At 75.2% G+C, this 13,406-nt stretch carries 10 protein-coding genes; 2 read left to right on the top strand and 8 right to left on the bottom strand.

Annotated elements, in window-relative coordinates; translation table 11 throughout:
• Positions 1 to 114: 114 nt before the first annotated feature.
• Positions 115 to 1,593, bottom strand: coding sequence for a DUF6851 domain-containing protein (locus ACZ6TB_RS24310; RefSeq protein ID WP_465557231.1), 1,479 nt, complete (start codon positions 1,591 to 1,593; stop codon positions 115 to 117).
• Between the two features lie 249 nt (positions 1,594 to 1,842).
• Here ACZ6TB_RS24310 and ACZ6TB_RS24305 point away from each other — a divergent pair, with 249 nt between their 5' ends.
• Positions 1,843 to 2,748 (top strand): ParB/RepB/Spo0J family partition protein, encoded by a 906-nt coding sequence (locus tag ACZ6TB_RS24305; RefSeq protein WP_465557230.1) that lies wholly within the window; start codon positions 1,843 to 1,845, stop codon positions 2,746 to 2,748.
• A gap of 5 nt (positions 2,749 to 2,753) precedes the next feature.
• Here the strand turns inward: ACZ6TB_RS24305 and ACZ6TB_RS24300 are convergent, their stop codons facing one another.
• The 6 genes from ACZ6TB_RS24300 to ACZ6TB_RS24275 are packed head-to-tail and all read right to left on the bottom strand — an operon-like array spanning position 2,754 to position 10,059.
• A complete protein-coding gene (locus tag ACZ6TB_RS24300) occupies positions 2,754 to 3,461 on the bottom strand; it encodes an SDR family oxidoreductase (protein WP_465557228.1) in 708 nt (235 codons plus the stop codon).
• A complete protein-coding gene (locus ACZ6TB_RS24295) occupies positions 3,458 to 4,834 on the bottom strand; it encodes a nitrosuccinate lyase (RefSeq protein ID WP_465557226.1) in 1,377 nt (458 codons plus the stop codon). The genes ACZ6TB_RS24300 and ACZ6TB_RS24295 overlap by 4 nt, the downstream gene beginning before the upstream one ends.
• Positions 4,831 to 6,756 (bottom strand): FAD/NAD(P)-binding protein, encoded by a 1,926-nt coding sequence (locus tag ACZ6TB_RS24290; protein ID WP_465557224.1) that lies wholly within the window; start codon positions 6,754 to 6,756, stop codon positions 4,831 to 4,833. Before ACZ6TB_RS24290 ends, ACZ6TB_RS24295 begins: the two co-directional genes overlap by 4 nt.
• Positions 6,753 to 7,946, bottom strand: coding sequence for an FAD-dependent monooxygenase (locus ACZ6TB_RS24285; protein WP_465557222.1), 1,194 nt, complete (start codon positions 7,944 to 7,946; stop codon positions 6,753 to 6,755). Before ACZ6TB_RS24285 ends, ACZ6TB_RS24290 begins: the two co-directional genes overlap by 4 nt.
• On the bottom strand, positions 7,943 to 9,508 hold the full coding sequence (locus ACZ6TB_RS24280) for a class I adenylate-forming enzyme family protein (protein ID WP_465557220.1): 1,566 nt from the start codon (positions 9,506 to 9,508) through the stop codon (positions 7,943 to 7,945). The genes ACZ6TB_RS24285 and ACZ6TB_RS24280 overlap by 4 nt, the downstream gene beginning before the upstream one ends.
• A gap of 8 nt (positions 9,509 to 9,516) precedes the next feature.
• On the bottom strand, positions 9,517 to 10,059 hold the full coding sequence (locus ACZ6TB_RS24275; RefSeq protein ID WP_465557218.1) for an SRPBCC family protein: 543 nt from the start codon (positions 10,057 to 10,059) through the stop codon (positions 9,517 to 9,519).
• An 86-nt stretch (positions 10,060 to 10,145) separates the two neighbouring features.
• Here ACZ6TB_RS24275 and ACZ6TB_RS24270 point away from each other — a divergent pair, with 86 nt between their 5' ends.
• Positions 10,146 to 12,191 (top strand): helix-turn-helix domain-containing protein, encoded by a 2,046-nt coding sequence (locus ACZ6TB_RS24270; RefSeq protein ID WP_465557216.1) that lies wholly within the window; start codon positions 10,146 to 10,148, stop codon positions 12,189 to 12,191.
• Positions 12,192 to 12,431: 240 nt separating this feature from the next.
• Here the strand turns inward: ACZ6TB_RS24270 and ACZ6TB_RS24265 are convergent, their stop codons facing one another.
• The gene (locus tag ACZ6TB_RS24265; RefSeq protein WP_465557247.1) at positions 12,432 to 13,406 is read right to left on the bottom strand and encodes an NADPH:quinone reductase; all 975 of its coding nucleotides are present in this window, start codon (positions 13,404 to 13,406) and stop codon (positions 12,432 to 12,434) included.

The raw sequence follows: 13,406 nt of genomic DNA, 5'->3' as shown, positions 1-13,406 counted from the left end.
ACCCCCCCCCCCCCCAGCCGCGGGGGTTTACAGCTCTAGCGCACTCCCCCCCCCCCCCCCCCCCCCCCCCCCCCCCCCCCCCCCCCCCCCCCCCCAGCCGGCGGGGTGCTGTGGTCAGTCGCCGCTCAGCTTGCGCTGGATGAAGTCGTAGGCCAGGTCGCCGATCTGCGGACCGTAGGTGGCGGCGGCCGCCACCGACGACGGGAAGTTCTCGCCGCCCTGCACCCGGCTCTTGCCGCAGTCGCCGGCGTAGGCGCTCAGGCTGCTCCAGTGCAGCGTCAGGTCGGCGGCCGGGGTGATGCCCGGCTCGACCAGCGAGGAGCCCTTCGGCGCGGGGACGAAGATCTCCAGGTTGTCCCGGCCGAGGAAGCGCCGGGCCTGCTCGGTGTAGGCGAGGCAGAGCGCGGCGGTGGCGGCCGGGTACTCGGGCCCGGCCTCGGCCAGCGGACCGAGGTAGCTCTGCCACTCGTTGCCGGTGATGTCGCCGACGGTGCCCTGGCCGGGGCCGCCCCACGCGGTCACCTTCCGGTTGCCGTACAGGTGGCGGATCGCGCTGAACGGCCGCACGCCGTCGAACTTGCGCGCGTAGTAGTACGAGGCGATCGCGACGTCGGCCCCGGTCACCACCGACGTGACGACGTAGTGGACCGAGTCCTCGGTGTTCAGCCCGCCACCGACCACCACGGTGCCGGCGATGGCCCCGTACGGCCGGACGTTGTCGTTGAAGAGCTCGGCGGCCATCTTCTGCCGGTCGTCGAGTCCGGCCGAGGCCGCCAGCACCGCGTCGGCCTGGGCCCGGTACGCCTTGCGGTCGCGCCAGTAGTCGGCGGCCGGCCGGGGCACGGCGAACTGCTTGGGACTGTCGTACGAGAACGGCTTGAGCCGGCCGAACTGGGGCGTCGCGAACTGCTGGACGGTGAAGACGTTCCGCTTCGCGATCGAGGCCGGCTGCCAGCGGGCCGGGTCGCGCAGCTCCTCCGCGCTGTTGACCGGCCGGTATCCGGTGTAGTCGGCGTAGGGCTGCCGGTTGTACTGCCGTCCGCCCGCGGCGCCGTCCCGGTTGGTGCCGTCGTTCGCGCGGCTCGCCAGCGCATTGCGGGCGGCCAGGATGCCGATGCCGCTGGGCGTGGCCGGGTCCGCGGCGGTGTCGTTCGGGTCGAGGCCGGCCGCGTCCATCATGTCGAGCCACTTGGCCCGGTACTCGGGCAGAACCGCGTTGAGCGAGGTGAAGGCCGAGTAGATGACGGCGATGTTCATGTTGCGGGTCGTGCGTTCCGCGGCCGGCCGGCGGCCCAGGTCCGAGAAGATGCCGACGGCCGTCGGGTGGTAGGGCGCGATCGCGTCGAACCACGGCATCTCGACCAGCATGGCGTGGTCCGCGGTCCACGACATCGGCCGGCCGAGGCTCTCGGCGCGCGAGACGGTGTCGAAGCGCGGGTAGATCACCCCGGTCAGCGCGTTGCCGTGGTCGAGGTCGAAGGTCGCCGCGACCGGCGCGGCCGATGCCGACACCGCGCCGGCCACCGATCCCGCCAGCGCCAGGGCCCCGGCGAACGCGACCGCGGCCCGCAGCCGCCGTCTCAGAATCGTCACCGCAAGTTCTCCTATCGACTCGCCGGCCGGCAACGGGCAGGAATGAGCGCAATAAAAGGCGGCCGGATTTGCCAGTGACATTAACGGCCGTGATTTGCGGGAGTCCACGACTCGATCGAGTAGTTCCGGCTACCCGCTGCCGGACCGGGTAGCGGACACTACCCGCGGCAGGGTTGCCCGCGTCCGGAACCGCTGGCCATGATGGTCAGGGCGGTGTCGCTGGATCCTATCCATTGATAGGTGTGATGGATGTCCGGTAATGCGGAGAACGACGAATTTCCGGTCGCGGTGCCGATTTCCGAATTGCGCCCGGCCGATTCACCCCGGCTGGCCGGCGAGAGCCCCGAGCACGTCCAGCTGCTGGTCGCCGCGCGCGGCCTGCCGCCGATCCTGGTGCACCGCGGCACGATGCGGGTGATCGACGGCATGCACCGGCTGCGGGCCGCCAAGCTGCGGGGCGACACGACCATCTGCGCCCGCTTCTTCGATGGCGACGACGGCGAGGCGTTCCTGCGGTCGGTCGACGCGAACATCACGCACGGCCTGCCGCTGTCCCGGGCCGACCGGGAGGCGGCGGCCGGCCGGATCCTGGGCCTGTACCGGCAGATGTCGGACCGGGCCGTCGCCGCCGTCACCGGCCTGTCGCCGACCACGGTGGGCGCGATCCGGCGGCGCCTGCACCCGGCGGCCGGTGACGAGCCGGGCCGGGTGGGCCGGGACGGCCGGGTGCGGCCGGTCGACGGCGCGGCCGGCCGGCGCCGGGCCGGCGAGATCATCAGCAGCCGGCCGGACGCGCCCCTGCGGGCCGTCGCCCGCGAGGCCGGCGTCTCGGTGGGGACGGCGCGGGACGTACGCCTGCGCCTGATGGCCGGGCGGGAGCCGGTGCTCAACCCGCGGCCCGGGGCCAGGGATCGCCGGCCGGCCGTCGACTGGCCCTCGGTGCGGGAGAACCTGAGCCGCGACCCGGCGGTGCGGTACGCCGAGAGCGGCCGTGCCTTCGTCCGGTGGGTGGACGGCCACGTGGTCGAGCGGGCCGAATGGGGCGACCTGATCGACGCCGTCCCGGCCCACTGGCGCGAGTCGGTCGCCGGGCTCGCCCGCTCGTGCGCCGCCGCCTGGCTGGCCCTCGCCGAGGAGCTCGAGGAGCGGGACTGAGCGCCTCAGCGGCCCATGGCGGCGCCGCCGTCGACCGGCAGCACCGCGCCGGTCACGTAGGCGGCTTCCTCCGAGGCGAGATAGCGCACCGCCGCGGCGACCTCGGTGAGCGTGCCGCTGCGGCCCAGCGGGATCCCGCCCCAGGTGTCGGGCCGCCGTTCCGGCGGGCGGGACGCCGGATCCGTCTCCAGCGTGCCGGGCGCGACCACATTCACGGTGATCCCGCGCGCGCCCAGCTCGCGGACCATCGACCGGGCGATGCCGACCAGTCCGGACGCCGAGGTGACAGCGTCGGCCCGGCCCGCGGCGCCGCGCATCGCCGGCGCCGCCGACACGAAGATCACCCGGCCCCAGCGGCCGCGGACCATTCCCGGCAGGGCTCGCCGGACCAGCCGGTGCGCGCTCGTCAGCGTGCCGTCGAGGGTGCGGCCGAACATCTCCTCGGACAGCGCGGTGAAGGGCTCGCCGGCGCCGCGCCGGGCGGTCGGCACCAGGATCTCGACCGGGCCGTGCCGGTCCTCGGCGGCCTCGAAGACGCGGTCGATCGACGCGGCGTCGGTGGGGTCGCACGGCACGGCGAAGACGTCGTGGGCCTCCGGCGGCGCACCCGCCCGGTGGGTGAACGTCACCCGATGCCCGGCGCCGGCCAGCGCCGCCGCGGTGGCCTGCCCCACGCCGAGGTCGTCCTCGGTGACCAGCACCGACCGGCTCATCGCAGGGCCTCGTCCACGAGCCGGCCGGCGGCGCCGAGACAGCGGGCGGGGTCGCCGATCCGGGCCAGTTCCTCGGCGGTGTAGAGGTCGCGCACCTCCGGGGCGCCGGCCAGCGCGTCGTAGAGGCTGCGGCCGGTGGCGTCGGCCTCGGCCGAAGCCCGGGTCAGCACCTCCCGGCTCCGCTGCCGGCCGATCGCCCGGGTGAGCCGCGCGGCGATCCGCTCGGAGGTGATCTGGCCGCGAGTCATCATCAGGTTGGCCGACATCCGCTCGGGCCGCACCACCAGCCCGCCGGCCAGCGTGGCGGCGGTCTCGGCGGCGCCCCCGGTCAGCCGCAGGCATTCGCGCAGCAGCAGCCACTCGGCGTGCCACACGCCGGCGGACCGCTCGTCCTCGCTGACCAGGGCCTGGGTCAGTCCGGCCGCCAGCGGCGGCACCTGGAGCGCGGCGCTGCGGATCAGCGTGGCGAGGACCGGGTTGCGCTTGTGCGGCATCGCCGAGGACGCGCCCCGCCCGGCGGCCGCGGGCTCCACCACCTCACCGACCTCGCTGCGGGCCAGCGAGAGCACGTCCACGGCGACCTTGCCGAGCGCGCCCGCGGTGAAGGCGAGCACCGCGGCGAGGTCGGCGATCGGCGTGCGCAGCGCGTGCCACGGCAGCACCGGCCGGCTCAGCCCGGTCTCCTCGGCGAACGCCGCCACCAGCCGGTCCGGGTAGTCGGGGCCGGGCTCGGCGTCGCCGTCCAAGGCCGCGTACTCGAGGTAGCCGGCCAGGGTGCCGGCCGCGCCGCCGAGCGACACCGGCAGGCCGTCGTCGCGTACCGCCCGCAGCCGGTCACGCGCGTCCAGCAGCAGCCGGCGCCAGCCCGCGGCCTTGAGCCCGAACGTGGTCGGCACCGCGTGCAGGGCCAGCGTGCGGCCGGCCATCGGCGCGTCGCGGTGGGCGAGGGCGAGCTCGGCGAACGCGTCCGCGGCGCGGGCCAGGTGCCCGTCGATCACGGTGAGGGCGTTGCGCGCGACCGTCATGGCCGCGGTGTCCAGGATGTCCTGGCTGGTCGAGCCCCGATGGACGTACTCGGCCGAGGGCGGGTCCAGCCGGGCGACCGCCTCGCCGAGCCGGCCGACGAGCGCCACCACCGGGTTCGCCGTCTCCCGGGCCGCCAGCGCGATGTCCCGGGCGTCGAAGAGCTCGGCCCGGGCGCTACGGGTGATGACCGCGGCCGCCTGCGCCGGCAGCGTGCCCAGCCGCGCCTGGGCCCGGGCGAGCGCCGCCTCGGCGTCCAGCATGGCCTGCAACCAGGCCCGGTCGTCGACGACCGCCTCGATCGCCGTGCCCGCGCGAACCGGGGACAGCAGGCCGGTGTCGCCGTTCACACGATCACCCCCGGTACCGAGGCGGCCAGGCAGGCCGGGGTGAGCGAGCGCAGCTCGGCCGCGATCGCGTCGGCGTCGGCGAGGATCACCGAGTCGACGCCGGGCCGGATGCCGGCCGCGGTGACCCAGTGGACCGACTCGGTGGGCACGCCGAACGCGAACCGGCGCGGGTGTGGCTGATCGTGGGCGTCGATGACGTGGTACGGGCGCTCGGTCACGGCGAGTCCTCCTGTCTCGTGGCTGCCGCCGTCGCGGCACGGGATCCGGTACGGCCGGCACTGTTCGGTCTCGAGCATGTGACGCAGCAGCGGCTCGGCCGTGCCGCGCAGGTCGGTTTCCGGAAGACGCGCCTCGACGAGGACGCCGGCGCGCACCGGCGGCCCGGGCACGGCCCGCGACACCGCCACGAAGGCCGGCTCCTCGGTGTCGATGACGATCTGGGTGCCGGGCCCGGTCAGCTCGAGGACGCCGGCCTCGACGAGCGCGATCATCTCCTCGATGCGCCCGGCCGGCGGCCCGATCGACAGGTACGCGTTGAACGGCGTGTACCACCCGGTCAGCTCGTCGCGGTACGAGTCGCCGTCGATGCCGCCGTGGTCGACCGCGAGCCGGATCTCGTTGCGCAGGTCGCGCAGGACATCGAGGGCGGCCTTGAGCGGGCCGCCGACGTTGCCCGCGCGCGCCTGCGTCACGTCCCGGGCCAGGTGCTCCAGGAGCCAGCCGCGGAAGTCGTCGCGATCGCGGAAGACCCGGCCCCGGCCGGGATGCTCCAGCCGGTCCCAGTCCCACCGCGCGGACGCCGGGACCCCGACCTCGTCGAGCAGGCCGGCCCGTCGTTCCGGCGGCGTGGCGGCGTAGCGATCGGCGAAGCGGCCGTCGGCCAGCCAGGTCGCGTAGTAGACGCTCTCCACCTCGGCGGCGATCAGCGGCCACAGGTCCCGCCGGAACCGGATCGACTCGCCGCGGGCGCGCCGGGACCGCAGGCCCGCCACCGACGCGGCGGTCAGCAGGCGGGGCCGGTGCCGGCCGGTCACGCCCTTCTGGTTGTCGCCGCGGGCGTGCGCCGGCAGCCCGCGCCGGGAACTGGCGTAGAGCCGGGGCTCGGCGCCGCTCGGCCGGTACCGCAGGCGCCCGTCCGCCCGCGCGAACGTCCCGCCCCGGCCCACGGTCAGCAGGCTCAGGTAGTCGAAGAAGGACAGTCCGAGCCCGCGCAACAGCACCGGCCCGCGGCCGATCCGGTCGAGGTCGGCGTCGGCGGGATTGGCCGGCGGCAGATAGGTGAGCCCGTGGACGCGGGCGAGGCTCGCGGTCCGCGCCTGCCGGGGCGTCGGCCGGGTGGCCACGTGCCCGAGGGCGAGGACGACGGCGTCGAGGTGGTGCAGGCGGGTGCCGTCGGCCAGGCGTACGCCCTGGGGCCCGCCCGGCACGCCGGAGGTGTCCGCGATCGCCACCGCCCGGGAGTGGTGGCAGCGGACCGTCACGTGCCGCGGCGCCCGCTCGACCACCCGGCGGAAGCACTCCCGCAGGTAGTGACCGTAGAACGCCCGGCTCGGATAGTCGTCCGGGCCGAGCCGCCGGGCCTCGTCGAGGACGGCCGGGTCGCAGGGGCCGAACACGCCGAGCAGCGCCAGGCTCCGCGCCCACTCGTACAGGCTCGGGCCGGGCTCGATCGGCCCGTCCAGCCGCGAACCGGCGTCGGTGTAGACGGTGATCTGCGACGCGACGGTGTTGGTGAGCAGCAGCCGGGACTGGTCGGTGCGCCAGACCGCGCCGGCCCCGGGCGCGGCGGCGTCGACCACGTGCACGGTGAGCGCGTCGCAGCCCGGTTCCCGCCGTTCCTGGGCGCACAGCCGTTCCAGGACGGACAGGCCCCGCGGGCCGGCGCCGACGAGACAGACTTCGAGATGGCGGGTACGGGTCATCGCACCACTTCGCTCGGCCGGTGCCCGCGCTCGCGGGCCGCGTGCATCCACGCCACCGCGTCGTGCAGCTCGTCCGGTGACATCGCCGCGAGGGCCCGGTTGCGGGCGGCGGCCGCGTCCCCGGCGGCGTGCCAGAGGCGGATGCTGTCCCGGGAGGCGGCCTGCACCGCCGAGGTCCGGTCGCGGCGCTGGGCGGCGTAGCGGCGCAGCACGTCCGGTATCGGCTCGCCGTCGTCGCTGTCGCCGATCAGGTCGCCCAGCACCACCGCGTCCTCCAGCGCCTGGCAGGCCCCCTGCGCCGCGTAGTGCAGCATGGGGTGGGCGGCGTCGCCGAGCAGCGCCACCGGGCCGTCGGTCCACTCCGCCCGGGGCGGCCGGTCGACCAGCACCCAGGCGCGCCAGTCCTCGGTCAGGGCGAGCAGGTCGCGCACGGCCCCGAGCGGGGAGATCGCGGCGCGCACCCGGTCGCCGGTCGCGGGGACGCCGGCGAACAGCTCGCGTACGCCGTCGGCGTGGCTGGCCGCCATGTTGAGGTAGGCGCCGCCGCCGATCGGGTAGTGGACGAAGTGGCAGCCGGGCCCGGCCCACCAGGTGACGGCGTCGCGGCGTACCCGGTCCGGCACGTGGGACATCGGCACGATGGCGCGGTAGGCGGTGATGCCCGAGCTGCGCGGTTCGCCGTCGCCGAGCATCTGGCGGCGGATCCGGGAGTGGATGCCGTCGGCGCCGACGATCAGGTCGGCGGGAACGCACTCGCCGTCGTCGAGCTGGACGGCCGTCCGGGCGTATCCGGCGACCGTCGCGGCCGGGCGAAGGGTGATCCGCGGGCGGCGGCGGCAGGCGTCGAGCAGGCGGCGATGCAGATCGGCGCGGTGGACCACGACGTACGCGCTCCCGAAGCGCCGTTGATAGGCCCCGGTCAGCGGCAGGCTGGTCACGTGCTCGCCGGTCACACCGTCCATGAACCGCAGCTCGCTCATGGCCGCCGCGGTCGCCCGCACCTCGGCGCCCACGCCCAGCACATCCAGCGCGTGCAGGCCGTTCGGGGCCAGCTGGATGCCCGCGCCGAGCTCGGTGAACTCCGGCTGCCGCTCGAGGACGGTCACCCGGTACCCGTGCGCCGAGACCGCCAGGGCGGCGGCGAGGCCACCGATGCCGCCGCCGGCCACGACCACCTGGCGGGCGCTCATCCGGCGCCCCCTCGTTGCAGGTGCCGGGCCAGCTCGAGCCGCTTGACCTTGGTGGTGGCGGTCTGGGGCAGGTCCTCCAGCCGCCACTGCACCGGGCGGGCCATGGCCGGCAACGTGGACACCGCGGTGTCCCAGCGGCCGAGGTCGAGCGGCTTGTCGCCGTCGGTGCAGACGACCGGGACCGGGGGGCCGTCCGGCGCCGGAATGATGATCACCTCGATGAGCTCGTCGAGGCGGGCGAAAAGCGTGTCCTCGGCGGCGAGCGTGCTGCCGAAGCCGTCGATCTCGTCCACCTCGCGGTCCAGCAGGTGCAGGCAGCCCCAGCGGGTGCGGTAGCCCAGGTCGCCCATCCGCCACCAGGATCCGCGGCGCTGGCCCTCGAAGCGCTGCGTCTCGCCGAGGTAGGTGACGATCCGCCCGTCGGTGCGCACCTCGATGTAGCCGGGGTTGACGGCCGAGGGCCGGCGCCCGTCCCGGCTGACCACCCGGAGGTCGGTCATGCCGGGGAACGGCATGCCGACGCAGCGCCCGTCGGCGTCCTCCGGCCGGCGCCGGGTGAACGCGCGGGCGGCGACCGGGCCGACCTCGCTCTGGCCGTACAGCTGGCCGAAGACGGGGCGCGGGTACGCGGACGCGGCCAGCATCCGGCGGACGGTGCGCGGGTGGATGGCGTCGAACGTGCTGCTGAAGTAGCGCACCGTGGCGAGCGGCCGGCGCGGGTCCTCGGCCAGGCGTTCCCAGCGCAGGAACGAGTTGGGATGGGTCTCCAGCACGCCCGGCCGGTGCGCCGCGAACAGGTCGGCGGCGCGGCCGGGGTCGTTGTCGGCCAGCACGATCAGCGGGAAGCCGCGGAGCAGGGTGATGGCCAGGGCCGTGAACAGCCGGGAGTGCACGAACGAGACGTGGATCGCCACCGGGCAGCGCCGCCGGACCAGGGCGGCGACCGACGCCTGCGGCCGGTACCGGGCCTCCAGCGTGCGGCTGGTGTGGACGGCCAGCTTCGGCACGCCCGTGGTGCCGGAGGTGTGCGTGATCAGCGTCGGGTGGTCGGGCGGCATGCCGACCGGCGCCACCCGGGGCGCGCCGGCCAGGTCGCGCAGCGCGGTGGCGCGCGGGTGGTCGCCGGCCGCCAGCAGCACGCCCGCCGTGTCGGCGAAGACCTGCTCGGGCAGCTCGTCGTCGAGCTTGCCCCGGTCGGTCAGCAGGTACGGCCGGCCGGCCCGGTGCACGAGCTGGAGCACGGTGAGGCCGTCCAGGTGCGGGGAGAGCAGCACGGGCACGGCGCCGATCCGGGCCAGGGCGCAGGCGGCGACGGTGATGTCGAAGTTGTGCGCCTTGTAGACCACGACGCGGTCGGTGGGCCGGACGCCGGCGGCGTGCATCCGGGCGGCCAGGTCGTCGATCAGGTCGGCGAGGGCGCCCACGGTGAGCCGGCGGCCGAGCTCCGGCGCCACGTCGAGGTCGTGGTCGAGGGTGACGTCGTTGCCCGGGTGCCGGGCCGCGGCGCGCTCGACGAGGGTGCCCAGCCCGATGCCGCGGTTCACGATTCGCTGCAGCAGCATCTCGGCTCCTACCGGTCGTTCTCGGCGATCGTCTTGATCCGGCGGACCGTCTCGTCGAGATCGGCGCCGACCTTGGCGTTCCACTCGGCGACGAAGCGGCGGCGCTCGCCGTCACCCATGTCCCGGGTGATCTTGCGGATCCCCTCGGTCGGCGTGTCCATCCGGAAGTGGTGCACGAGCCGGCTGCCGTCCGCTTGCGGGGTGATCCGGAAGGCCCATACGCTCGTCTGGGCGTTGCCCAGGCTGTCCCGCATCGCCCAGCTGAACTCCGCGCCGGGCACGGCGGTGTGGACCTCGGCCTGGGTGGTCCAGGCGCCACGCACGACGGGCGCCCAGGCGACGACGTCGTCGCCGCGCCGGTTGTGACCCCGGAACACCGCGCCGGGCGTACCGGGAACGCCGCTGATCCACTCGCCGCCGGTGCACTCGGGGCTCCACTCGCGGCTGCGGGGGAGGTCGCTGACGAGCGCGTACAGCGCGGCCGGGGCGACCTCGACGAAGATCTCGGCCTGGGACTCGAACAGTGGTGCGGTGGTTTCGGTGTCGGCCATGCGCAGAATGGTCGGCAACTGCTTCGGCGAGGGTCAAAGTGTTCGGTGCTGATCCATCAGGTCCATCAGCTCGGAAGGGGAGAGCCATGCCGGCGGAGCCGGAACTGGACGAGCTCGTCGACCGGGTACGGGACCTCGCGGTGCCGCGGAACGAGGGCACCCTGCTCCAGGACATCGCCCGCCAGGGCCGGCGGCTGCTGGACGTGCCGCTCGCGTTCGTCGCCGCGGTGTCCGAGGACGGCCCGATGATCACGGCGCGCGTGGTGGACGGCCACGACGTGTCCATTCCCGACAACCACCCGGCCGGCGCCGCGCTGCTCGACGGCGCGCCGCTGTGGTCCACCCCGGACGGCGCCGCCGCGTTCGTGTGCGGCCCCGGCGGCGAGCCGTTGCCGGCGGTGGTCGCGGTGCGGCTCGGCCGGCTGCACGGGTCGGCGCCGCGCCGGTCGGCCACCGCGCTGTTCCTGGCCGACCGCCGCCCGCGCCCGGTCACCGCCGGCGAGCGCACCCAGCTCATGTCACTGGCCCGTCTGGCCGGCGCGGCGATGGAGAAGACCCAGCTGCTCGACCTCGCGATCGCCGGCCTGCACGGGCTCGAGCGCGAGGCCGCCCGCACCGCCGCCGACCTCGACCGCTTGCAGGCGCAGCGCTCGGTGCACTACGGCTTCATCGACCTCGCCGTGGCCCGGGGCGACGCACAGGCCTTCGTCGACGAGGCCGACCGCCGCCTCAGCGCCTCCGTGCGGCTGTGCACGGCGGACGGCCTGGTGATCGCCGCAAGCCGTCCGGCATCGGCCGGTGGCGCCGCCGCCGAGTTGATCCAGGCGGCCTGGCGTGAGCCTGTGGACGGCCGCCCGGAAAATGTCGTACCCCGGCCGTATGTTGACCCCCCACCCAGTAGCGGGTGGGGGTCGGGATGGCCGAGTGATCCGAGAGACCCGGGCGGGTTAGGCGGGCGGGAGCCTGTGGACGGCCGTCCGGAAAATGTCGTACCCCGGCCGTATGTTGACCCCCCACCCATTAGCGGGTGGGGGTCGGGTCGGCCGAGTGATCCGAGAGACCCGGGCGGGTTGGGCGGGCGGGAGCCTGTGGACGGCCGTCCGGAAAATGTCGTACCGCGGCCGTATGTTGACCCCCCACCCATTAGCGGGTGGGGGTCGGGTCGGCCGAGTGGGCCGGGCGCGCTGGGCGGACCGGGCGCGCTGGGCGGACCGAGCGGCCCGGTCGCGCACGACGATCACACCTGGGTGGTGCCGGTGGTCGCCGGCGAGCGGCGGCTGGGCGGTCTTCTGGTGGAGACGGACGGCCCCCGCGACGAGCGGGACCGCCAGCTGCTCGTCCTGATCGGCCAGGCGGCGGCCGTGATCCTGCGGCAGCTCGACGACACCGCGCAGAGCCAGGCGCGCCGGGCTCTGCTCAATGAGGTGATCACCACGCCGGAGCCGTCCAGCGCCCTCGTCGTCCGGGGGCGGCGGCTCGGTATTTACCTCGACCGGCCGTACGTGGTGGTGATCCTGCGGCCCGAGGGTGTCAGCCCGCACTGGGCGTCGGCCTGGAGCGCCGCGTTCGCGGCCCGGGCCGGGGGACTGGCCGTCATGCACGACGACGACGTCGTGCTGTTGCTTCCCGGCGACACCGACCCGGCCGGGGTGGCCCGGACGGCGGCCACCGAGGCGGGTGCGCTATTCGGCCGGCCGGTGACGGCGGCGGCCTCCGACCCGAGCGACGGGCCGGGCGGCGTGGCGGTGCGCTATCGGCAGGTCCTGCGTGGCCTCCAGATAATGATCATGATGGGCCTGGACGGTCGTGGAGCGTCGGTGGCCGAGCTCGGGTTCCTTCCGGCGCTGCTGGCCGGGCGGGAGGGCATCGACGAGCTCATCGAGGCCACGCTGGGGCCGATCCTCGACCATGACCGACGCCGCGACGGCGACCTGGCCCGCACGCTCGACGCCTACTTCGAGGCCGGGCGCAGCCCGACCAACGCGGCCGAGGCGCTGCACATGCACCCGAACACGGTGGCGCGGCGGCTCGAGCGGGTGAAGCGGCTGCTCGGCCCGGACTGGCAGCGGCCGGGGCGGGCGCTGGAGATCCAACTCGCGCTGCGCCTGCACCGGATGCTCACCGAGCTCTGAACCGGCTCAACCGGGCGTCGCCCCGGCTCAGCCGGCATAAACCCGGCTCAGCCGGGCGTCGCCAAAGGCTCAGCCGGGCGTCGCCCCGGCTCAGCCGGCATAAACCCGGCTCAGCCGGGCGTCGCCAAAGGCTCAACCGGGCGTCGCCCCGGCTCAGCCGGCATAAACCCGGCTCAGCCGGGCGTCGCCAAAGGCTCAGCCGGGCGTCACCAAAAGGCTGAGCCGGGCATCGCCAAAGGCTCAGCCCGGCGTCACCAGCGCCCGGCGGCCGCGCATCTCGCCGTCCTCCACCATCTGGTGCGCCTTCGCCATCGCCGACAGCGGGAAATGCACCACCTCCCGGGACCGCAACCGGCCGGCGGCCAGCAGCCGGTTGATCGTCCCGGCCGCCTCGGCGAGCTCGGTGGTGGTGGCGTGCGAGATGACGAAGCCGGCGATCGACCGATCCATCGTGTACAGGTCACCGGCCGGCAGCACCGGCCGGGACCGGGCGCCGGCGAGCAGGACGATCCGGCCCCGGGCGGCGAGCCGCGGGACGGCCATCTCCAGGTCGTTGGCGCCGGAGGTGTCCAGATACACGTCGATGCCGGCGGGACAGACCGCCGACAGCCGCTCGCCGAGGTCGTCCGCCGCGTAGTCGATCACCTCGTCGGCGCCCAGGGACCGGCAGTACGCCTCGTCCCGCGGCGCCGCGGTCGCCGCCACCCGGGCGCCCAGCGTCACCGCCATCGTGATCAGCGCGGCGCCGACGTTGCCGCCGCCCCCGCCGACCACCACGGTCTCGCCCGGCCGCAGCCGGCCGTGCACGGCCAGCGCCAGGTAGGCGGTGGCGGCGGGATGGAGCATGGTGACCGCCTCGTCCGGCGCCGCGGGGGGCAGGGGATAGAGCCGGTCGGCCGGCACCACCGCCGCCTCGGCCGCGGCGCCCTGCCGGCCGTCGTGCCCGAGGCTGTTGCACCAGACCCGGTCGCCGGGGCGGAAGCCGGCGGCGCCGGGGCCGGTGCGCGCGACGATGCCGACCAGGTCCCGGCCGACGATCAGGGGCAGCGGGACGGGCGTGCGGAACGTCCCGGCGCGGACGAAGGTGTCGACGTGGTTGACCGTCGTGGCGGTCACCTCGACGAGCACGTCGGTCGGTCCGGGCGCGGGCTCGGGCAGATCGCCGTAGCGGATCTCGCCCGCCGGGCCGAGCCGGTCGACATAGGCGGCCCGCAT

Source organism: Actinoplanes sp. NPDC051537 (genome assembly GCF_055586105.1).
This window is presented reverse-complemented; position numbering and strand designations above follow the sequence as displayed.

What these genes read in the sequence shown, in the direction of transcription:
- ACZ6TB_RS24305 (WP_465557230.1), top strand. Translation starts at nt 1,843, where the DNA reads ATGTCCGGTAATGCGGAGAACGACGAATTTCCGGTCGCGGTGCCGATT.
- ACZ6TB_RS24300 (WP_465557228.1), bottom strand. Translation starts at nt 3,461, where the DNA reads ATGAGCCGGTCGGTGCTGGTCACCGAGGACGACCTCGGCGTGGGGCAG.
- ACZ6TB_RS24290 (WP_465557224.1), bottom strand. Translation starts at nt 6,756, where the DNA reads ATGACCCGTACCCGCCATCTCGAAGTCTGTCTCGTCGGCGCCGGCCCG.
- ACZ6TB_RS24285 (WP_465557222.1), bottom strand. Translation starts at nt 7,946, where the DNA reads ATGAGCGCCCGCCAGGTGGTCGTGGCCGGCGGCGGCATCGGTGGCCTC.
- ACZ6TB_RS24280 (WP_465557220.1), bottom strand. Translation starts at nt 9,508, where the DNA reads ATGCTGCTGCAGCGAATCGTGAACCGCGGCATCGGGCTGGGCACCCTC.
- ACZ6TB_RS24275 (WP_465557218.1), bottom strand. Translation starts at nt 10,059, where the DNA reads ATGGCCGACACCGAAACCACCGCACCACTGTTCGAGTCCCAGGCCGAG.
- ACZ6TB_RS24270 (WP_465557216.1), top strand. Translation starts at nt 10,146, where the DNA reads ATGCCGGCGGAGCCGGAACTGGACGAGCTCGTCGACCGGGTACGGGAC.
- ACZ6TB_RS24265 (WP_465557247.1), bottom strand. Translation starts at nt 13,406, where the DNA reads ATGCGGGCCGCCTATGTCGACCGGCTCGGCCCGGCGGGCGAGATCCGC.